The sequence below is a fragment of the Brevundimonas sp. UBA2503 genome, from assembly GCF_002341485.1.
GTDB classification, from domain to species: Bacteria; Pseudomonadota; Alphaproteobacteria; order Caulobacterales; family Caulobacteraceae; genus Brevundimonas; species Brevundimonas halotolerans.
The window spans coordinates 20,397-41,208 of the sequence record NZ_DDOD01000018.1 but is presented as its reverse complement, the minus strand read 5'-3'; the positions used below and the strand labels follow the sequence as shown (position 1 = coordinate 41,208).

Genomic DNA, 20,812 nt, shown 5'->3' with positions numbered 1-20,812 from the left:
TCGGGTCAGGCGGTGGCGGGTTCGGTCTCGCCTGAGGGCGATCCCGGTTCGGAGTCTGAATCGCCATGTCCGGCGAAGGGCCCCTTCTTGATGGTGCGCAGGATCAGGCCGACCTCGACCACGGCCAGCGCGCCATACAGGACGGTGAAGCCGATGATGGTGCCCCACAGCTGCGGCACGGTTAGGCTGGAGGCGCCGAGGAAGGTCGGCAGGACCCCTTCGACGGCCCAGGGCTGACGGCCGACCTCGGCCACGATCCAGCCCAGCTCGGCCGCGATCCACGGCAGGGGAATGGCCAGCACGGCGAGGCGCAGGAACCACTTGGTCTCATGCTTGCGCAGGGTGCACAGGATGAAGGCCGTGGCGAACAGACCGATCATCAGGAAGCCGATGCCCGCCATGATGCGGAACGACCAGAACATGACCGGGACATTGGGCACTGTCGCCCAGGCGGCGGCGCGGACCTGTTCGGGGGTGGCCTCACGCGGGTCGGCCACGAAAGGGCGCAGCATCAAGCCATAGCCCAGGTCGTTGCGGCGCAGTTCGAAGTCGCCGCGGGCCGTGACGTCCTCCGGATCGGCCTTGATCCGCTCGAGCGCGTCATAGGCCAGCATGCCGGATTCGATCCGGGTCTCGGCCACGGCGACGAGGGGCAGGATGCCCTCGACCTGGCCGTCCAGACTGCGGGTCGAGATCAGGCCCAGAACATACGGGATCTTGATCTCATAGTCGGTGCGGTGGTCGACCATGTTCGGCAGGCCGACGGCGGTCAGGCCGGCGGGGGCGGGCTCGGTCTCCCACATGGCCTCGATAGCGGCCAGCTTCATTTTCTGGTTGTCGGTCAGGGCATAGCCGCTCTCGTCGCCCAGCACGACGACCGACAGGGACGAGGCCAGGCCGAAGGCGGCGGCCACGGTCATCGACCGTTTGGCAAAGCCCTTGTGGCGGCCCTTGAGCAGATAAAAGGCGGAGATGCCCAGGACGAAGACGGCGGCGATGACATACCCGGCCGAAACGGTGTGCACGAACTTGGCCTGGGCCACCGGGTTGAACAGCACGGCCATGAAGTCCGTGACCTCCATCCGCATGGTGTCCGGGTTGAAGGTCGAGCCGACCGGGTTCTGCATCCAGCCGTTGGCGATCAGAATCCACAGGGCCGACAGATTGGTGCCCAACGCCACGAGGAAGGTGACGAACAGGTGGGTCACAGGCTTCAGCTTGTCCCAGCCAAAGAACATCAGCCCGACGAAGGTGGCCTCGAGGAAGAAGGCCATCAGACCCTCGATCGCCAGAGGGGCCCCAAAGATGTCGCCGACGTAGTGGCTGTAATAGCTCCAGTTCATACCGAACTGGAATTCCATGGTCAGGCCGGTGGCGACCCCCAGCACGAAGTTGATGCCGAACAGCGTGCCCCAGAATTTGGTGATGGTCCGCCAGATGGGGCGGCGGGTCATCACATAGATCGACTCCATGATGACCAGCATGAAGGCGAGGCCCAGCGTCAGGGGCACGAACAGGAAGTGGTAGAGGGCCGTCAGCGCAAACTGAAGGCGGGACAGGTCAACGACCGCCAGATCGATCATGGAACCGAACACTCCCTTGGTCATGGCCGGATTGGCCGGATGTGATGCCGCCCTAAACCATGGGGCGAGTCGCGCCTTGATCTGGATCAAGGGCCGGCAGGATCGGAATCCAGTATAAGGCCCGGGTGACCGCCGTGCCCCCCTCCCCCCTGACCCTGCGACACTGGTTGCGTGAAGCCGGCCGCCCGCAGAGGCGGGGCCTGGGTCTCGCGGCCCTGATGACCACAGCTGATGTGCTGCCGGCCGTGGGTTTCGCGGCGGGACTGGCTCTGACCCTGACGGCTTGGCCGGACCGGCCGGGCGCAATGGTGACCGGGATTCTGCTGATGGTGGCGGCGTTCGCCGTGCGTGGCCTGATGTCGCAGCGGGCGGCTGACGTCGGTGCCCGGGCCGCTGCCGGGATCAAGGGACAGGTGCGTCGCGGCGTCGTGGCCGATCTGTTTGCCGGGCTGCGGCCGTCCGGGGGCGGGCTGATCGCCGCGGTCGAGGGTGTGGACCGGCTGGAGGGCCACTATGCCCGGTTCGAGCCCGCGCGGATGGCGGCGGTGGTCGCCCCGGTGCTGGTGCTGATCGCCATTGCTACGGCCAGTCCGGTGTCAGCGTTGATTCTGGCCCTGACCCTGATCCCCTTTGGCCTGAGCCTGTGGCTCGCGGGCACGGCGGCGGCGGCCGAAAGTCGCAACCAGTTTCAGGCGCTGGAGCGGTTGTCAGGACTATTTCTGGATCGCATCCGGGCGCTGCCGGCCGTTGCGGCCTTTCAGGCCTCGGACACGGTGGCATCGGAAGTCGAGCGCGCGTCAGACGCCCTGGCCAAACGCACGGCCCGGGTGCTGAGGATCGCCTTCCTGTCCTCGGGCATACTGGAGTTCTTCTCGGCGCTGGCGGTGGCGCTGGTCGCGGTCTACTGCGGCTTTCAGCTGCTGGACCTGATGCCGGTGCCGATCCCCGAACCACTGGATCTGGGCCGGGCCGTGTTCGCTCTGGTGCTGGCGCCCGAAGTCTATGCCCCCCTGAGACGCATGGCCGCCGCCTATCACGACCGGCAGGCTGCCGAGGCCGTGGTGCCGACCCTGGAACGCCGTGACGCCCCGACCCTCCTGCCCGCGCCGCGTCTCGGCAAGAGCCCGGCCGTGAGCTTTCGGGGTGTCGACATTGCCTATGGCGACGCGCCGCCTTTCGTCTCCGGGTTCGATCTGAAAATTCGCCCCGGTCAGGTCATCGCCCTGACGGGCGCCAGCGGTACGGGCAAGAGCAGCCTGCTGCACCTGTTCCTCGGCCTGTCGCCGCTGTCGGCAGGCGAGGTCGAGGTCGATGGCCATCCCCTGTCGCGACACGGGGACTGGTGCGGACAGATCGGCTGGATGGGACAGGCCACCGTGGTCGTGCCGGGCACCCTGGCCGACAACATCGCCCTGTCGCAGACGGGCGCATCGCGCGACCTGATCCGGGCGACCGCGGAACAGGCCGGTCTGACGCTCGACCTCGATCGCCGGATCGACGAACGCGGCGGGGGTCTGTCGGGCGGCGAGCGGCGCAGGCTGGCGCTGGCGCGCGCCATGCTGAAACAGGCCCCCCTGCTGCTGCTGGACGAGCCGACCGCCCATCTGGATGCCGAGGCCGAGGCGGCGCTGATCCCGGCGCTGGCTGCCTCCATCAAGGGGCGGACCTGTCTAATCGCCACCCACTCCCGCGCCGTGATGGCGCTGGCCGACCGGGTGGTGGCGCTGTGAGCCGGTCCCTGTCTCCTCTTGAGCAGTTGATCCGGGCCGAGGTGCGGGCGCAGCGTCCGCGCCTGATGATCGCCACCGTCGCGGCCATCGGCGTGACCTGCGGGGCGGCGCTGCTGCTGGGCCTGTCGGGCTGGTTCATCACGGCGGCGGCGCTGGCGGGCCTTGCCGGACCGGCGGTCGCCCATGCTTTCAACTATATGATCCCGAGCGCATTGATCCGGCTGCTGGCGATTGTGCGGACCGGCTCGCGCTACGTCGAACGGGTCGCCGGGCACGAGGCCGCCCTGCAGGGTCTGGGGCGGCTCAGACCGCGCCTCTATGCCCGGCTGGCCGAGGGTCGGGGGGCCGTGAAGACGCTGGCGGCAGGTGAGGCCTCATCGCGGCTGATCGAAGATGTGGACGCCATTCAGACGCGGTTTATCCGCCTGTCGGCGCCCTGGGCGCTGGGCGCAGGACTGCTGGTCTCGGCCGGGATGGCGGCGCTGGCACACGTCGCTTCAGCGGTCACGCTTGTCGTCGGCGCGGCCGTGCTGGTGCTGGGCAGCCGCTGGATCGCCGAGCGATGGGTTCAGCCGGCCGCTGCGGACCGACAGGCGGCGCAGGGGCAGCTGAAGGCCCGGCTGGCCGAGCTGGAGGCCGCGACGCCCGAGCTGAAGGCCTGGTCTCTGGAAGGCTGGGCCACCGCTGAGGTCGCCCGGGTGGCCGATGCGGCAGACGCTGCCGCTGTGACGCTGGCCCGGCGGGCTGGCTCCCTGATGAGCTGGGCGGGCGCGGTGACGGGATTGACGCTGGCCGGGGTCGTGGGTCTGCCCCTGATCCTGTCGCCGGTGCCGCCCGCAACGCCCCTGATCGCCGTGGCGGCGCTGGCGACTGCGGCGGGTATGGAAGCGGCGCTGGCCCTGGTGGTCGCCCTGCGCGATGCCGGAGCCGCCCGCGCGGCTAGCGCGCGTCTGGAGCCCCTGATGGGTGAGGTCGAGGCGGCCCGCATGCAGACCCCCGCCGGGACCGCGCTGGGCCTGTTTCCGGATCGACCGGAGATTCCGGGCGGGGCCCGGGTGCGGCTGAGTGGTCCGTCGGGGATCGGAAAGACCACCCTGATCGAGCAGCTGATGGGGCTGAGGGTCGATGTGGAGGGCCGCATGTCAGCCGGCGGGCTGGACCCCGCCCGGAGCGATGTCGATGTCAGGGGCCTGTTCGCCTATGCGGCGCAGGAGGTGTCACTGCTGGACGGGACGGTGGCCCAGAACCTGAGGCTGGCCGACCCGAAGGCGCCCGAGGCCCGACTGTGGGAGGTTCTGGAAGAGGCGGCGCTGGCCGAGCGGGTCGCCACCGCGCCCAAGGGGCTGAACATGCCGATCGGGCCGGGCGGGGCGTTTCTGTCCGGGGGTGAGCGGCGGCGGCTGACGCTGGCGCGGGCGTATCTGCGGACGGCGCCGTGGCTGGTGCTGGATGAACCGACCGAAGGGCTGGATGCGCGAACCGAACAGAAGGTCCTGCACCGGTTGAAGGCACGGCTTGAGCGCACCGGTCAGGGACTGGTGCTGATCACCCACCGGCCCGCAGGGGTCGACCTTTGCGACCGGGTTGTGGAGGTCGTCCAGCGGCCGGAGGCGGAGGCCTCAGCGCTCCCCGTCTGCGAGCTGGGTCAGACGTTCCGGTCGCAGGATGCGCAGCTCGGCGACTGACACCAGCTGCACGATGCCGGCGGTCTTGAAGCGCCCCAGGACGCGGCTGACGGTCTCGATGGTCAGGCCCAGATAGTCGGCGATTTCGGTGCGGCTCATGGGCAGGCGCAACTGACCCTCGGCGTGCGGACGCATGGGATCCCGGTCTGCGAGATTGAGCAGGAAGGAGGCCAGTTTTTCTTCGGCCGTCTTGCGACCCAGCAGCAGGATCTGGGCCCGGGCCTCGGTCAGTTCATGGCCCGCGCGCTCCAGCAGGACCGCCTCCAGCTTCGGGGACTGACGAACCAGGGTGCGATAGTCCCCGATGGCGAACCGGCAGGCCGTCACCGGCTCGATGGCCTCGACCGAACCGGCATGGCGCGCGGCGGCCTCCAGCCCGACAAAGTCACCCGCGAACAGGAAGCCGGTGATCTGACGCCGCCCATCGGCCAGCAGGGTCTGCACCCGTGCTGTGCCCGACGTGAGGTTGTAGAGATAGTCGGCGCGATCCCCCTGACGGGTCAGGGCCTGTCCCGCCGCGAATCGGACCGGTTCGGCCATGGCTGACAGGCGCGCCAGATCCTCGCCCTCCAGACTGGCGCAGACGCTGAAAGCTCGCGCGCCGCACGCGCCGCAGTCGGCAGCCAGCGGGCGGCTGGGACAGACGGGCGGCTTCAATCGGACCTGGAGCATGCAACGTTCCGGTGGGAGGAACCCCTGTGATAGGCCCTGGCAGGCACCGATACAATTGCGACGCGCCGCCGCCTCGGCCATAGAGGCCCCATGTCGAACTCGCCCTTTGCCACCCCCTCCCCCGCCGACTGGCGCGCGCTGGCCGAAGCCGCGCTCAAGGACCGCGATCTGGCCAGTCTGGTGCATCTGGATGCCGACGGTCTGGATCTGCGGCCGCTGTATGCCGCCGCGAATGCGGGAGAGGCCGTGACGGCACCCCGGCCCTCCCATGCCGACGGGCGGGCGTGGGACCTGCGGGTTCTGGTGGAAGGCGATGATGCGGCCGCGCTGAACGCGCTGGCGCTGGCGCAGCTGGAGGGGGGCGCGGCCTCGCTTCTGGTGCGCGGCGGCGTGACGGCGGATTCGGACACGCTCGTCCAGACGCTGGCGGGGGTTCAGCTGGAACTGGCCGAGGTGGCACTGGACGCGGGTCTGGACGGGGCGACCGCCGCCGATGCGCTGGCGGTGGCGGCCAAGGGCTCTCCGCGCGCGCGGCTGGCCTTCCACATGGATCCCGTCTCGGCCTTTGTCGGCCAGGGCGGCGGGGCGCGACCGCTGGCGGACTATCTGGAGCTGGCGGGCAATACGGCGGCGCGCCATGCCGAGGCCTATCCCGACGCCCGCGCCTTCCTCGCCTCGGGACGGGTGGTGCACGAGGCCGGCGGCACGGCCGCACAGGAATTGGGCTATCTGCTGGCCAATGCCGTGGCCCTGACCGATGCGTCGGGGCGCGCGGGCCTGTCGCCGGCGCAGGCGTTTCAGCGGATGGTTCTGGGCGTGTCTCTGGACCAGAGCTATTTCGACGGCCTGGCCAAGGTGAGGGCGCTGCGCCTGATGTGGCGCACGCTGACCCGGGCGTGGGGAGCCGAGTCTGAGGCGGTGATCGAGGCGCGGTCGTCGCGACGTATGCTGGCGGCGCGGGACGCCTGGCCCAATCTGTTGCGGCTGACAGCGGCGGGCTTTGCCGGCGCGGTAGGCGGGGCCGATGTGATCGTGCTGGACGCCTTCAGCCGGGCGGCGGGCCTGCCCGATGCCTTTGCCCTGCGGCAGGCGCGCAATACGCAGCTGATCCTGATGGAGGAAGCGCATCTGGGGCGGGTCGACGATCCGGCGGCGGGCTCCTGGTTTCTCGATACCCGCACCCGCGATCTGGCCGAGGCGGGCTGGGCGGCCTTCCGACAGGTCGAGCGCGAAGGCGGGCTGGTGGCCTCGGTCGAAGGCGGCGGTCTGCAGAGCCGTGTGGCGAAGGCGCGGGAGGCTTTGGTCGCCGGCTATGCCCGCGGCGATGCCCATCTGATCGGCGTGACCCGCTTTGTCGACGAGGACCCGCGCCCGGCCCATGTGACGGACGAGACGGACTCCGCGCCGCCCACGCCGGACCACCGCTGTGAGCCGCTTTCCCCCCTGCGCCTCGCCGCAGATCTCGAGACCGGGGAGACCGCCCGATGACCCGCCCCGATTTCACCACCCTGACGCTGGACACCGGCGCTACCGGGACCGGACCGCACCGTACCGCCTGGCAGACGCCGGAGGGCATCTCGGTCGCGCCCCGGTATGAGGCAGACGCGCTGGAGGGGATGGACTTCATCCATGGCCTGCCGGGGATCGCGCCCTATCACCGGGGCCCCTATCCGACGATGTACGCCCAGAACCCGTGGACCATCCGCCAGTATGCGGGGTTCTCGACAGCCGAGGAATCGAACGCCTTTTACCGGCGCAATCTGGCGGCGGGGCAGAAGGGGCTGTCGGTCGCCTTCGATCTGGCCACGCACAGGGGCTATGATTCCGACCACCCGCGCGTCGCCGGCGATGTCGGCATGGCGGGCGTGGCGATCGACTCTATCCTGGACATGCGGACCCTGTTCGACGGCATCCCGCTGGACAAGATGAGCGTGTCGATGACGATGAACGGGGCGGTGCTGCCGATCCTGGCCCTCTATGTCGTCGCCGCCGAGGAACAGGGGGTCGCCCCCGCCCAGCTGACCGGGACCATCCAGAACGACATCCTCAAGGAGTTCATGGTCCGCAACACCTACATCTATCCGCCCGCGCCCTCGATGCGGATCATCTCGGACATCTTCGCCTGGACGGCCGAGCATGCGCCGAAGTTCAACTCGATCAGCATCAGCGGCTATCACATGCAGGAGGCCGGGGCCTCGGCCGATCTGGAGCTGGCCTATACGCTGGCGGACGGCATCGAGTACCTCAAGGCGGGCGTGGACGCCGGCATGGACGTGGACCGGTTCGCGCCGCGCCTGAGCTTCTTCTGGGCCATCGGCATGAACTATTTCATGGAAGTGGCCAAGATGCGGGCCGGGCGGCTGCTGTGGGCCGAGGCCGTGTCAAAGTTTGGCGCCAAGAACCCCAAATCACTGAGTCTTAGGGCGCACTGTCAGACCTCGGGCTGGTCGCTGGCGGCGCAGGATGTGTTCAACAACGTCAGCCGGACGATGGTCGAGGCCATGGCGGCGGCCGGTGGCCAGACCCAGAGCCTGCACACCAATGCGCTGGACGAGGCACTGGCCCTGCCGACCGATTTCTCGGCCCGGATCGCGCGCAACACCCAGATCCTGCTGCAGCAGGAGACCGGCCTGACGCGGGTGATCGACCCGTGGGGCGGCAGCCACTATGTCGAGCGGCTGACCCACGAACTGGCCGAGCGGGCGCGGGCCCATATGGCCGAGGTCGAAAGCCTGGGCGGCATGGCCAAGGCCATCGAGGCCGGCATTCCCAAGCTGCGCATCGAGGAATCGGCGGCCCGGACCCAGGCGCGCATCGATACCGGCCAGCAGACGGTGGTGGGGGTGAACCGCTATCTGTCCGATCAGGTCGACGACATTCCGGTGCTGAAGGTCGACAATGCGGCGGTGCTGGCGGCCCAGATCGACAAGCTGAAGCGGCTGCGGGCCGAGCGCGACGAAGCCGCCACCACCTCGGCCCTGGATGCCCTGACCGCAGGCGCGAAGGGCGACGGCAATCTGCTGGCCCTGTCGATCAATGCAGCACGCGCCAAGGCCACCGTCGGCGAAATCTCGGATGCGCTGGAGGCCGCCTTTGGCCGTCATGTGGCGACGGTGAAGACGGTCTCGGGGGTCTACGCCCGGGAAGCGGGCAAGGACCCGAAGATCAGTCGGGCGCGGGACATGGTCGCCGCCTTTGTCGAGAATGACGGCGGGCCGCCGCGCATCCTGATCGCCAAGCTGGGTCAGGATGGCCACGACCGGGGTCAGAAGGTGATTGCCACGGCCTATGGCGACCTCGGCCTTGAGGCCACGGCCGGATCGCTGTTTCAGACCCCGGCCGAGGCCGCGCAGGAAGCGGTCGAGAAAGGCGTTCACGCCGTGGGCGCCAGCTCGCTGGCCGCCGGGCACCTGACGCTGGCGCCGCAGCTGATCGCCGAGCTGAAGAAGCTGGGCCGCGAGGACATCATGGTGGTGGTCGGCGGGGTCATTCCGCCTTCAGACGTTCAGCCGCTGCTGGATGCCGGGGTGGCGGCGGTCTATCCGCCCGGGTCCGTGATCGCGGACACGGCCATTGACCTGATCGACAAGCTGAACCAGCGGCTGGGCTATGCCCAGAAGCCCAAGGGCTAGATCGGCAACCTAGGGCCGGTAGCGTGACGGCAGGGCCGCGACCTCTTCCGCGCTCAACTGGCGGACCACGCGGGCGCGACACCGGTTGGACGAGGCCCCGGCCACGGCCACATCGACGGACAGGGAGTCGGACACGCAGGTCCGGGTGCTGGATCCGACCAGAGGGGTGAAGGCCAAGGTGTTGGCGCTTTCAATGCCGGAGCAATAGCTGGTGGTCTGGACCTCGAACACGTCGCCGCCCAGCGCCTTCACATAGATCGAGGGCGACTGACCCGCGCGAAAGTTGATGATCCGGTCGGACATGAAGCAGGCGCGCTGGGTGCCGTCGGCCATGACCATGTCCGGCCCCGGGGCGCAGGCGGCAGCCAGCATCAGGATGGGCAACGAAAGCGCGGCGATGCGGATCATGGCGAGTCTCCGGTGAGGGGTTAGCTGCGGCCCTCGAGGCGGGGGCCGACACGGGCACTGCAGTATTCCACGGGGCTGACGTTACCACGCACGGCGATGCGGGTGGAATCGCCCGGGCACAGACGGGTCACGCCCAGGGCATCGGGCTCAAGCGCAAAGCCCAGCGAGCTGTCGAGGCCCGTACAGGCCCCGTAGACCGTCAACGGATAGGAGTCGCGCCCGACGTTCAGATAGACCGTCTGGCCAGGACCGTCGCTGAAGCCCCGCACTTGGGAAGGCGAGAAACAGGTCTGGTCATTGAAGGCCGTCGTGTCGCCCGACGGGGTCGTCGGCGCGCAGGCGCCCATAGCCAGAAGCGATCCGGCGAGGGCTAGCGAAACGGGGGTTCGGATCGAAAGGGTCATGCATCGCTAACGTCCGACGGTAACGAGGGTTTCGCAAGTCCGGAATCGCGGCGACGCGGGTCGAACCTTCGGGCGACGGCGTCTGGCACAGGCGATGGCCGGTCGAGGCACAGGGCCGCGATATGCTCGGCCAGAAGGGGGGCGAGGCAGAAGCCCCGGGAGCCCAGACCCCCGAGGACATAAAGGCCTTCGTCCAATCGGCCCGCATAAGGCAGGCGGTCGGGCGTGGTGGCCCGGGTCGCGGCGCGGGATGTGATGGTGCCCTCTTCCAGCCCGTTGGCGAGCCCGGGAAACCGGTCTGCGAGCGCCGTGCGATTGCGCGCCGTGTCGGCGGCGCGGACCTCTGTGCCGGTGTCATCCCGGTCGTGAGTCGATCCGAACAGGAGGTCGTCGCCGATCGGAATGGCATAGCCGCCCCAGGCCACGGGCGGAGGCGCGGCAATGCCCCGGGCCACCTCGACCTGACCGCGCACGGGCTGCAGAGAAAGGTTGGGCATCAAAGCCGCTGTGCCCGCCCCCCCGGCCAGGATCAGACAGGCCGTGCGACGGAGGACGGCTCCGTGCGGGTCATACAGGACCCAGCCCTGCGGATCGCGCTCTACCCGGGCCACTGGGGCGCACGTGACCCCCGCCGGCAGCCAGGAGGAGAGGATGGCTCGCGGCCGCACGACCCGGGCGTCGGCCATGAGGAGGCCCGGGGTCTCAACCGCCTGACCGAGGTGGTCGGAGACCTCCCGGGCCGACAGGACGGTCATGTGCCCACCCTGCCAGATCGGTTGTGCGGCGATCTTGGCGTGACGGTCGATGTCGCGCTCGCGCCCCGGCAGTTGCAGCACACCGCGCGCCAGCACCGCGCCCTCGACGGCGTCATACAGCTGTCCGGCCCGCTCCAGCGCCTGGGCATAGCCTGAGGCGAGGTCGGCGTCGCCGACATCCAGACGCGGCGTGACGAGGGCCGCTTCAAAGCCGGATGCGCCTGCGCCGGGTTCCTCGGCCTCGATCACCTCGACGGCGCGGCCCTGCGCCGCAAAAGCCCGGGCAAGGGATGCCCCGGCGATCCCGGCGCCCAGGATGACGATGTCGGCGGGCGCACAGTCCGGGGCGGGCGTTCCGTGGCGCACCGCTTCCAGTCGCTCACGCTTGCGGCCATGACCGGGACGTTTGTCGACGGCGAACCCCGCTTCGGTCAGGCCGCGCCGGACGGCACCGGCAACCGTGAAGGTGGCCAGGCGCGCGCCCGGGCGGCTTAGGGCGGCGACCTGGGTCATCACGGCGGGGGACCACATGTCGGGATTGCTGGCGGGCGAGAAGCCGTCCAGGAACCAGGCGTCGGCTGCGCCGGTCCAGTTCGAAAGCCCCTGCTCGACCGGCCCGACGGCGAGGTCGAGCGTCGCATTGAAGGTCGGCAGGTCCAGCCGGTGCAGACCCGGCGTCGCGGATGGCCAGACAGCCCACATGGCCCGGATGGCGGGTTCCAGCTCGGGCCAGCCGGACAGGGCACGGGCGGCCTCGTCGCGGGAAAGGGGAAAGCCCTCGATCGAGAACAGGCTGAGGCGGGCCCCGGGATAGGCATGGTCGCGCCACAGCATCAGGAGAGCCGCGATGTTCAGCCCGGTTCCAAACCCCAATTCGGCGACACAGAAATGATCGCGACCGGCGAAGGCACCCGGCAGGCCGCAGCCCTCAAGAAAGACGGCACGCGTCTCGGCCAGACCGTCTTCGGGCGAGAAATAGATGTCGCCGAACCGTCCCGAACGCGGGGTGCCGTCGTCGTCCCAGATCAGGTCGGCGGAGGTGTCGGAGGGGGGAGTCATAACCTTCCCTATCGGGCCGGGAGACAGGTGTCGCGACGGCGCAAGAAAAAAGGGCCGCCCGTGAGGGCGACCCTTTCCCGATCAGGTCCCGAAGGACCGTATCTGTTTGGCTTACTGGGCCGGAGCGGCTTCGGCAGCCGGAGCTTCCGTGGCCATGGCTTCGCCAGCGGCGGCCGTGGCTTCGTCGGCGGCAGCGCCGGCTTCCATGGCGGAGGCTTCGGCGTCGGCAGCGGCGTCTTGAGCCACTTCGGCTTCGGCAGCAGCTTCTTCAGCCGGAGCGGCTTCGTCAGCGGCGGGGGTGCAGGCGGTGATGGCCAGGGCGGCAGCCGAGGCGGCGATCAGAGCGACGATACGCATGTGTTTTTCATCCTTCAGAAGGTTCAACGAGGTCATGAATCCCCGCAAAGGTGTGATAACGGAAATGTGAGCCGAGTCGCAAGCGAATTCTCACGGGTTCGTGATCTTCCGTGAGCGGTACGTGTGGATGAAGCCGGTCGTCAGGCCGCTTCCATCGGGGCGTTGGCCAGGCTCTCTTCCATCTCGGTGAACGAGGGCTGGGCGCCGGAGGGGATATCCCCGCGACCGATCTCGACCGAGATCTGGGCCGCATTGCCGTGCAGGTGCGCGACCAGCACCGACTGGATGATCTTGTAGAAGGCGCCGTCGCTGTCGACAATCTCCTTAAGGCGGGCGGCCATCGGCCCGACCAGTCCATAGGCCAGGAACACGCCGAGGAAGGTGCCGACCAGGGCGCCGCCGATCATGCCGCCCAGGATTTCCGGCGGCTCGGTGATCGAGCCCATGGTCTTGATGACGCCCAGCACGGCCGCGACGATGCCCAGCGCCGGCAGGCCGTCGGCCATGGTCTGAAGGGCATGGGCGCCGGCCAGACCCTCGTGGTGGTGCTTTTCCAGCTGTTTTTCCATGGCGTCCTCGATCTGATGCGGATCCTCGAGGTTCATGGTCATCATGCGCAGGGTGTCGCAGATGAAGTCGGTGGCGAAATGGTCCTTCATGATCTTCGGATATTTCTGGAAGATCGTGGATTCGGCGGGCTTTTCGATGTGGCTTTCAAGGGCGATGACGCCCTTGGACTTCATCGTCTTGGTCAGCTGGAACAGCAGGCTGAGCAGGTCGATATAGTCCTTGCGCTTCCACTTGTTGCCGACGAACACCTTGCCGAAGCCGGCCAGCGTCGCCTTAATGGTGCCGACCGAATTGCCGATCAGGAAGGCGGCCACACCGGCGCCCAGGATGGCCATCAGCTCATAGGGGAGGGAGTGCATGATCACCCCCATCTTGCCACCCGCCAGGATGTAGCTGCCGAACACCATGGCGAACAGCAGGATAATGCCGATGATCTGGAACATGGACGGAGGCGACACCTGTGGCGAACGAGAGGCGTCAACCCTGCCCGTTAATGCTTAAGGCCGCGTTGCCAAGGGTCGCTAGAGCCGTGTCTCGCCGTCGAGGATGGCCTGGCGGGCGGCGGGGGTCAGTTTGGTGTAGCCGGCCTTGCCGCCTCGCACGAACAGGGGGCCGTCGACCTTGTCCGGGTCGAAGCCGTCTGTGACCAGATCGACCTTGCGGTATTTGAAGGTGCCGGTGGTGTCGACGGCCTTCATGACGCGCACGAACTGGGGCTGTGCATAGGACGGCAGGTTGGCCTCGACATATTCGGCAAAAGCGGTGGCGCCGAAACGGCCCTCGACGACCAGCGCGACCATGCCGGCCTTGCCGTCCTGACCCGGGACGGGGACGCCGTAGGCGATGACTTCCTTGACGCCCGGCGCCTCGGCCAGCCGCTGTTCGACCTCGGCGGTCGAGACATTCTCGCCCTTCCAGCGGAAGGTGTCGCCGATCCGGTCGATGAAGTAGAAATAGCCCTCGCGGTCCTGACGCATCAGGTCGCCGGTGCGAAACCAGCGGTCGCCGGGCTTGAAGACGTCGGTCAGGATCTTTTTCTGCGAGGCGGACTTGTCGGCATAGCCCGAGAAGTCGTGGCGGGTGTCATCGCCGATCATGCCGATGGCCTCGCCGACCTCACCGACCTCGGCCAGGCGGCAGCGCCCGTCAGAGCCGCGCACCGGGGTTTCGGTGTCGAAGTCGAACTGCACCAGACGGATGTTGACCTTGCCCTTGACGAACCAGGGCACGCGGCCGATCGCACCGGGCTTACCGTCGAAATTGAAGACCGAGACATTGCCCTCGGTCGAGCCGTAGAATTCAAGGATTTCAGGGATGGCGAACCGGGTCTTGAAGTCGTCCCAGACGTCGGGGCGCAGGCCATTGCCATAGGCGAGGCGCAGTTGGTGGGCGCGCTCGTCCTCATGCTCGGGGCTGTTGACGAGGTAGCGGCACAGCTCGCCGATGTAGACGAAGACGGTGGCGCCGGACTTTTTCACATCGGGCCAGAAGGCGGTGGCCGAGAAGCGCTTGCGCAGCACCAGCTTTCCGCCGTTCAGCAGGGCCGGGCCGATGCCCACCAGACCGCCGGTCGAGTGATAGAGGGGCAGGACGTTGTAGATGACGTCCTTTTCGGTCGTGGCCGTACAGCCTGCGAAGGCGCGCATGTAGGTGCGGGCGCGCGAATGGGGCACGCGCGCGGCCTTGGGCATGCCGGTGGTCCCGGACGTATAGATGTAGAGGGCGGTCGAGCGATTGGTCAGGCCCGCCCGCGCGCTGGGGGCCGGGCGCACGGACGATGCGCTGCGGAGCGGGGTGTCGAGGTCGCGGCGGTCGCTGACCTCGTCCTCATCGGCGAGGCCCAGCACCCACAGCATCATGTTGCGGTCGGTATGGGGACGGGCGTCCTCGAGCGCGCGCCAGCAGTCCTGATCGGTGATGATCTGGGAGGCGCCGGAAATCTCGATGCAGTGGCCCAGAGCCGGGCCGGTCAGGTTGGTGTTGATCAGGGCGGTGGCGACGCCGACCTTGGACAGGCCGAACCAGGCCGCGAGGTATTCGGCCCGGTTCAGCATGACCAGGGCGACCGTATCGCTGCGCTTCAGATTGCGGCCGCGCGCCCAATGGGCGAAGCGGTTGGCCATGCTGTCGAACTCGCGGTAGGTCAGGCTGCGATGTTCGTCCTCGATGGCGATGCGGTCGGGGAAGCGGTCGACGGCCTCCTCGAGGTCGTCACAGACCAGCACCGTACTGTCGAGATCGATCGGCTTGATGCGCGAAAGCAGGCGACGCAGTCCGGCGGCAAACTTCAGATCCCGTCGGATATTGGCCAGCAAGCCCATGATCGCCCGATCCTCCCTGTGCGGCTGTTTCACCGGTGATGACGGGCCGGAGGCGTCAGGTCAACCACGAGGGGAATCGTCGGGTGCTGCGGGACGCGGTTTGTGGGCGGGCGTGGCGCGCGTGCCCCGGTGACGCAGGGTCAAGCGCCGGAAGGTTACTCGGCCGGCGGGAACTCCAGCTTCGACACGTCATAGCCCAGCTCGGCCGATCGCCGGACGAGGGCCTGAAGCTCGGCATCGGTCGGAATCTCACGCGTGTAGATGAACAGCTTCTCGAAGGTCGGGTCGGCCGAGATGAACCAGCTGTAGTCATCGGCCCGGTCGAGGATCCAGTAGTCCCAGGTGACGAAGCCCGCGACATAGCGGACGCGCAGTCGGGTGTTGGTGCCGGGATCGAGGATTTCGCCGCGCCCGCCAATGGCCTTTTCGCGACCGTCCGGGGTATCGACCTGACAGGTGTCCAGCACATCGACGCGGGTCTCATTGACCAGGGTGTAGTTGGAGGCCCCGGCCACGCAGCCGTCCGTGATCGACATGGGCAGGCGGGCGACCTCCAGCCAGCGACCCGAATAAAGGCGTTCGGCATCAACCGGCTTGAGCGGCTCGGGGGCGCGGTACTCCGAGGGCGACGGGGCGGTGACGCAGGCGCTGACCATCAGGGCCGGGGCAGCGAGGGCGGACAGGCGAACGAGGGTCATGGTCAGGGCTCCGGGCAGGCAGGTACCGCAGATACGCCGGGGGATCGCCTCCGGACGCGGACCGTCAGGTGATTTCGAGGTCGCGCGGCGGGCGGATGCGGCGAAAGCGACCCTCGACGAAGGCAAAGGCGCCGAAGGCCATCATCCCCAGCGCGGTGGCGCTCAGCAGCCACGGGCCGGCCGGCAGGGTCTCGACCGCCTCGAGCGCGCCGCCAAAGCTGGTGATCGCCGACTCGCGCTCGCGGAACCCCGCCAGCATAACCAGACCGGCCAAGGGGAAATAGGCGAGGCCCCGGGCGACATAGCCGATGTGGGCCAGAGGCACGACGCGCTTGCAGATCTTTTCGGAACAGGCGAGGTCGCGGGCGAAATCGGACCGGAAGCCGCGCACGACATTGCCGACGCCGACCGCCAGAATCACCAGACCGACGCCGATCAGCATGGCCTGTCCGAACGGCAGCTCCATCAGGGCGCGCGCCTTCTCCTGATTCTCCGCGACGTCCTCGCGGGTTGGATTGGCGAAGACCTCGTCCAGCACCTCAAAGACGGTCGAGGCCAACAAGCCGTAGACCACACCGCTGATCGCCTGCCCCGCCCTCTTGCCAAGGGCGGACAGGTCGCTGCCTTCGTTGTCGGCATCGAAGACTGACTGCAGCACCCGCCACAGCACAAAGGCCCAGAGGCCGAGCCCGAGGGCCATCAGCCACAGCCGTCCGAAGGGCTGTCGCGCCAAGGCTTCGACCACGCCGGTAGACCCGGCCGTCTGACTGGTCAGATCGTGGGCTGTCAGCATCAGGATCACGCCGATCGACAGATAAACAAAGCCGCGCGCGCCATAGCCGAAGCGGGCCAGAGCCTCGAACACCGTCGACAAGTCGGACCGCCGCCGCCAGAGCCTGCGCACGCGCGTGATCAGTTTTTCGGTGCGGTGTTCAGCCCAGCGGATATCCATCGGCGGCATCAACTCTCCAAACCGCAGGAAGCTCCGCTTGTGAGGCGGGTACCGAGCCCCTAATTGGCAGAGCCGGACACGAGGGGGACGGAATGCAGCCGGTCATTTCTATCGACGGCCTGACAAAGACCTATGCCAGCGGCCATCAGGCGCTGAAGCAGGTCGATCTGGAGATTTCAAAGGGCGAGATTTTCGCCCTGCTGGGGCCGAACGGGGCCGGCAAGACGACGCTGATCAGCACCATCTGCGGGATTGTTACCCCCAGCACCGGCACGGTGCTGGTCGACGGGCACAATATCCAGTCCGACTATCGCAAGGCGCGCGAGCGGATCGGCCTGGTGCCGCAGGAACTGACCACCGACGCGTTTGAAACCGTCTGGGCCACCGTCACCTTCAGCCGCGGCCTGTTCGGCCGGGCACCGAACCCGGCCTTTATCGAGCAGACGTTGCGGGATCTGAGTCTGTGGGACAAGAAGGACGCCAAGCTGATGACCCTGTCGGGGGGCATGAAGCGCCGGGTGATGATCGCCAAGGCGCTCAGCCACGAGCCGGACATCCTGTTCCTTGATGAGCCGACCGCCGGCGTTGATGTCGAATTGCGCCGCGACATGTGGGCCTTGGTGCGGGGCCTGCGCGAGCGGGGCGTGACCATCATCCTGACCACCCACTATATCGAGGAGGCCGAGGAGATGGCCGACCGGGTGGGCGTGATCCTGAACGGCGAACTGATCCTGGTCGAGGACAAGACCAAACTGATGAAAAAACTCGGCAAGAAGACGCTGACGTTGAACCTGCAGGATCCCATGCAGGCCGTGCCGACCGAGCTGGCCGAATGGAAGGTCACGCTGAAGGCCGACGGTAATGAGCTTGAGTATGTGTTCGATGCCAATGCCGAGCGCACCGGCGTGCCCTCGCTGCTGCGCGCGGTCAGTGATCTGGGCATCGGTTTCAAGGATCTGAACACCGCCCAGAGCTCGCTGGAGGACATCTTCGTCAGCCTGGTCCATCGCGACAAACCGGCCCGACCGTCGACCGGTGAAGGAGCCGCATCATGAGCTTCAACGCCTATGGAGTCTGGGCCATCTATCGCTTCGAGATGGCGCGGGCGCTGCGCACCTTCTGGCAGTCGATCGTCACCCCGGTCATCACCACGGCCCTCTATTTCGTGGTCTTCGGCTCGGCCATCGGCAGCCGCATGACCGAAATCGACGGTGTGGCCTACGGCGCCTTCATCGTGCCCGGCCTGATCATGCTCAGCCTGTTCACCCAGTCGATCTTCAACGCCAGCTTCGGCATCTATTTCCCGAAATTCACCGGCACCATCTACGAGATTCTGTCGGCGCCCATTTCGCCGTTCGAGATCGTTCTGGCCTATGTCGGGGCGGCGGCGACCAAGTCGATGGTGCTGGGGCTGATCATCCTGGCGACGGCTGCGCTGTTCGTGCCTCTGCGGATCGAGCATCCGCTGATGATGATCGCCTTCCTGGTGCTGATCGCCACCACCTTCTCGCTATTCGGCTTCATCATCGGCATCTGGGCCCAGGGGTTCGAGCAGCTGCAGATGATCCCCATGCTGGTCGTGACGCCGCTGACCTTCCTCGGCGGGTCGTTCTATTCGATCGACATGCTGCCGGGCATCTGGCGGACCATCTCGCTATTCAACCCGGTCGTCTATCTGATCTCGGGCTTCCGCTGGGCCTTCTATGGGGTCGGTGACGTTAGCGTCGGCATCAGCCTGACGGCGACGCTGGGCTTCTTCTTCACCTGTCTGGCGATCGTCGGCTGGATGTTCAAGACGGGCTACCGCCTGAAGGCCTGAGCCAATGGCACATCGTCATCCTCCGACTTGATCGGGGGATCGGTGCGGGCAGACCGTCATTCGTTTGGGGCGACACCGATCCTCGGGTCGAGCCCGAGGATGACGGGTTGAAGGTATTCAGCCCGGCGACTTCATCGGCACATAGCCGCGATCGACCATGCGCCGGAGCCCCTCATAGGCCTCGGACAGTTCCTCGAAGGCGGTGCGGGCCGCGGTCAGGCGGGCGATCTGGTCGGGGGTGGACGGGGCGCCGGACTCGGACTGGCGCAGCGCCTCGGCCACCCATTTGGCGCGGGCGGTCGCCACGGTGATCGCCAGCCGCTGGAAATGACCGGCGTCGACCGAGGACAGCATCTGGCCCACAACCTCGCGGTTCGAGACATAGGCCGTGTAGTCGATCTGCTCCATCAGGCCGCGCAGGCGGCGCTGTTCGTGCGGGTCGATGTCCTGGGGTTCGAAATGATCCCGGGTCCGCCGGTAGCTGGACGTCTGGATGGTCGACATGGCGCACCTCTGAAGGCGTAAGCCCTCAGGGTGGGCCCGGTCGGTTAACGGGGGGTTTCGGGCTCACCCTTGCGATGCAGGGCCTGACGGACCGCCTCGAAGGTCGACTGGACGTCCTCGGACGGGGCCTTGCCCATCATGCTGACCAGCCAGATGGCCAGCCAGCTGAGGATGAAGCCGGGCACGATTTCATAGACGCCGCTGCCCTGCGACAGGGTCTGGCCGTCGGCCAGCACGGGGGCGTAGATCCAGACCAGAACCGTGACCGCACCGACGATCATGCCGGCCAGCGCCCCGTTGCGGGTCATCCGCTTCCAGGTCAGCGACAGGATCACCAGCGGCCCGAAGGCAGCGCCGAAGCCGGCCCAGGCGTTGGAGACCAGGCCCAGCACATTGTTCGAGGGATCATAGGCGAGGAAGATGGCCGCCAACGACACGGCCAGCACGGCCAGTCGGCCGATCATGACCAGTTCCTTCTGGGGCGCATTCTTACGCAGGAAGATGGAATAGAAGTCCTCGGTCAGTGAGCTGGACGACACCAGCAGCTGGGACGAGATGGTGCTCATGATCGCCGCCAGAATCGCCGCCAGCAGGAAGCCCGTGATCAGCGGATGGAACAGCACATCCGACAGGATGATGAAGATGGTTTCGGCATCGGCGACCTCGACCCCCATGCGGGTGGCATAGGCCAGGCCGACCAGACCGGTGCCGAGCGCCCCGATCAGGGTGACCAGCATCCAGCTCATGCCGATATTGCGCATGGCCGGCACATCTTTGAGCGAGCGCACGGCCATGAAGCGGACGATAATGTGAGGCTGGCCGAAGTAGCCGAGCCCCCATGCCATGGCAGAGATGACGCTGATAATCGTCGCCCCCTCGAACAGGTTGAGGAGGCCGGGATCGATGCCGCGCACCGTCTCGGTCATCGCGTCGACGCCGCCGATCTGCATCAGGGCGACGATGGGCACCAGGATCAGGGCCACGAACATGATGCAGCCCTGCACAAAGTCCGTCAGGCTGACAGCCATGAAGCCGCCGACCATGGTGTAGGCCAGAACCACGCCCGCCGTGATCCACAGACCCCAGGAGTAATCGAGGCCGAAGGCGCTCTCGAACAGCTTGCCGCCCGCGACAAGGCCCGAGGAGGTGTAGAGCGTAAAGAAGACGACGATGACCAGCGAGGAGATCACGCGCAGCAGGCGCGACCGGTCCATGAACCGCTTGTCGAAATAGTCGGGGATGGTGATCGCGTCATTGGCCATCACCGTATAGGTGCGCAGCCGCGGGGCGACGATCAGATAGTTTGCCAGCGCACCGAGGAACAGGCCGATGGCGATCCAGGCCGAAGACAGCCCGGACAGATACATGGCCCCCGGCAGACCCAGCAGCATCCAGCCGCTCATGTCCGAGGCCCCTGCGGACAGGGAGGCGACCGCCGGTCCCAGCTTTCGTCCGCCCAGCATATAGCCCGACACGTCCGAAGTGGACTCGCGGTACGAGTACAGCCCGATGCCCAGCATCAGGGCGAAATACAGGCCGAGGGTGATCCAGGTTCCGGTTTCCATACGCGAAGGGGTAGCAGCGTTGCCGCAATCGGGTCCACCCCCCGCCACATTCCTGAACGGAACAGCAGGCGTTGCCACGGGTTAGCCATAGTCAGGGG

Annotated in this window: 18 protein-coding genes; 6 read left to right on the top strand and 12 right to left on the bottom strand. The window is 67.4% G+C overall.

Translation table 11 applies throughout. From position 1 onward, the window contains the following. Window positions 1-5: 5 nt before the first annotated feature. Window positions 6-1,580 (bottom strand): cytochrome ubiquinol oxidase subunit I, encoded by a 1,575-nt coding sequence (locus B4K74_RS08295; protein WP_286692548.1) that lies wholly within the window; start codon window positions 1,578-1,580, stop codon window positions 6-8. 221 nt (window positions 1,581-1,801) lie between these two features. Between B4K74_RS08295 and cydD the strand changes: the two genes are divergently transcribed. Continuing rightward, window positions 1,802-3,313: a thiol reductant ABC exporter subunit CydD gene (gene cydD, locus B4K74_RS08290; RefSeq protein ID WP_286692542.1), complete on the top strand. Its 1,512-nt coding sequence runs from the start codon at window positions 1,802-1,804 to the stop codon at window positions 3,311-3,313. Next, window positions 3,310-4,998 (top strand): amino acid ABC transporter ATP-binding/permease protein, encoded by a 1,689-nt coding sequence (locus tag B4K74_RS08285; RefSeq protein WP_286692541.1) that lies wholly within the window; start codon window positions 3,310-3,312, stop codon window positions 4,996-4,998. The genes cydD and B4K74_RS08285 overlap by 4 nt, the downstream gene beginning before the upstream one ends. Here B4K74_RS08285 and B4K74_RS08280 read toward each other — a convergent pair. Then, the gene (locus tag B4K74_RS08280) at window positions 4,933-5,670 is read right to left on the bottom strand and encodes a Crp/Fnr family transcriptional regulator (RefSeq protein ID WP_286692540.1); all 738 of its coding nucleotides are present in this window, start codon (window positions 5,668-5,670) and stop codon (window positions 4,933-4,935) included. The genes B4K74_RS08285 and B4K74_RS08280 overlap by 66 nt on opposite strands. A gap of 90 nt (window positions 5,671-5,760) precedes the next feature. On the opposite strand from B4K74_RS08280, the gene B4K74_RS08275 reads away from it, so the two are divergent. Both B4K74_RS08275 and scpA read left to right on the top strand, forming a co-directional pair. Beyond that, on the top strand, window positions 5,761-7,158 hold the full coding sequence (locus B4K74_RS08275) for a methylmalonyl-CoA mutase family protein (protein WP_286692539.1): 1,398 nt from the start codon (window positions 5,761-5,763) through the stop codon (window positions 7,156-7,158). Further along, window positions 7,155-9,302 carry a methylmalonyl-CoA mutase gene (gene scpA / locus B4K74_RS08270; RefSeq protein WP_286692538.1) on the top strand — a complete coding sequence of 716 codons (2,148 nt, stop codon included), beginning with the start codon at window positions 7,155-7,157 and terminating at the stop codon, window positions 9,300-9,302. Before B4K74_RS08275 ends, scpA begins: the two co-directional genes overlap by 4 nt. Window positions 9,303-9,311: 9 nt before the next feature. Here scpA and B4K74_RS08265 read toward each other — a convergent pair whose 3' ends face one another. From B4K74_RS08265 to B4K74_RS08230, 8 genes are all read right to left on the bottom strand, one after another. After that, the gene (locus B4K74_RS08265; protein ID WP_123287669.1) at window positions 9,312-9,710 is read right to left on the bottom strand and encodes a hypothetical protein; all 399 of its coding nucleotides are present in this window, start codon (window positions 9,708-9,710) and stop codon (window positions 9,312-9,314) included. Window positions 9,711-9,730: 20 nt separating this feature from the next. Further along, the gene (locus B4K74_RS08260) at window positions 9,731-10,114 is read right to left on the bottom strand and encodes a hypothetical protein (protein WP_286692537.1); all 384 of its coding nucleotides are present in this window, start codon (window positions 10,112-10,114) and stop codon (window positions 9,731-9,733) included. Further along, window positions 10,111-11,928 carry a tRNA (5-methylaminomethyl-2-thiouridine)(34)-methyltransferase MnmD gene (gene mnmD, locus B4K74_RS08255; RefSeq protein WP_286692536.1) on the bottom strand — a complete coding sequence of 606 codons (1,818 nt, stop codon included), beginning with the start codon at window positions 11,926-11,928 and terminating at the stop codon, window positions 10,111-10,113. The genes B4K74_RS08260 and mnmD overlap by 4 nt, the downstream gene beginning before the upstream one ends. 111 nt (window positions 11,929-12,039) lie before the next feature. After that, window positions 12,040-12,285, bottom strand: a complete 246-nt coding sequence (locus B4K74_RS08250) for a hypothetical protein (RefSeq protein WP_123287763.1) — start codon at window positions 12,283-12,285, stop codon at window positions 12,040-12,042. A gap of 140 nt (window positions 12,286-12,425) precedes the next feature. Then, a complete protein-coding gene (gene motA, locus B4K74_RS08245) occupies window positions 12,426-13,298 on the bottom strand; it encodes a flagellar motor stator protein MotA (RefSeq protein ID WP_123287672.1) in 873 nt (290 codons plus the stop codon). 78 nt (window positions 13,299-13,376) lie between these two features. Then, window positions 13,377-15,176: a long-chain-acyl-CoA synthetase gene (locus B4K74_RS08240; protein ID WP_123287673.1), complete on the bottom strand. Its 1,800-nt coding sequence runs from the start codon at window positions 15,174-15,176 to the stop codon at window positions 13,377-13,379. A gap of 155 nt (window positions 15,177-15,331) precedes the next feature. Beyond that, window positions 15,332-15,874 carry a lipocalin family protein gene (locus B4K74_RS08235; protein ID WP_286692535.1) on the bottom strand — a complete coding sequence of 181 codons (543 nt, stop codon included), beginning with the start codon at window positions 15,872-15,874 and terminating at the stop codon, window positions 15,332-15,334. A 64-nt stretch (window positions 15,875-15,938) separates the two neighbouring features. Further along, complete coding sequence (locus tag B4K74_RS08230; RefSeq protein WP_286692534.1) at window positions 15,939-16,835, bottom strand: DUF1206 domain-containing protein; 897 nt, start codon at window positions 16,833-16,835, stop codon at window positions 15,939-15,941. Window positions 16,836-16,918: 83 nt separating this feature from the next. On the opposite strand from B4K74_RS08230, the gene B4K74_RS08225 reads away from it, so the two are divergent. Together B4K74_RS08225 and B4K74_RS08220 are read left to right on the top strand one after the other, a co-directional pair. Continuing rightward, entirely contained in the window at window positions 16,919-17,881 is a 963-nt protein-coding gene (locus B4K74_RS08225) for an ABC transporter ATP-binding protein (protein WP_123287675.1), read from the top strand. After that, window positions 17,878-18,645 carry an ABC transporter permease gene (locus B4K74_RS08220; RefSeq protein ID WP_123287676.1) on the top strand — a complete coding sequence of 256 codons (768 nt, stop codon included), beginning with the start codon at window positions 17,878-17,880 and terminating at the stop codon, window positions 18,643-18,645. The genes B4K74_RS08225 and B4K74_RS08220 overlap by 4 nt, the downstream gene beginning before the upstream one ends. 117 nt (window positions 18,646-18,762) lie before the next feature. Here B4K74_RS08220 and B4K74_RS08215 read toward each other — a convergent pair whose 3' ends face one another. Together B4K74_RS08215 and putP are read right to left on the bottom strand one after the other, a co-directional pair. Then, window positions 18,763-19,149, bottom strand: a complete 387-nt coding sequence (locus B4K74_RS08215) for a hypothetical protein (protein ID WP_123287677.1) — start codon at window positions 19,147-19,149, stop codon at window positions 18,763-18,765. A 44-nt stretch (window positions 19,150-19,193) separates the two neighbouring features. Further along, complete coding sequence (putP, locus tag B4K74_RS08210; RefSeq protein ID WP_286692533.1) at window positions 19,194-20,714, bottom strand: sodium/proline symporter PutP; 1,521 nt, start codon at window positions 20,712-20,714, stop codon at window positions 19,194-19,196. Window positions 20,715-20,812: the final 98 nt, after the last annotated feature.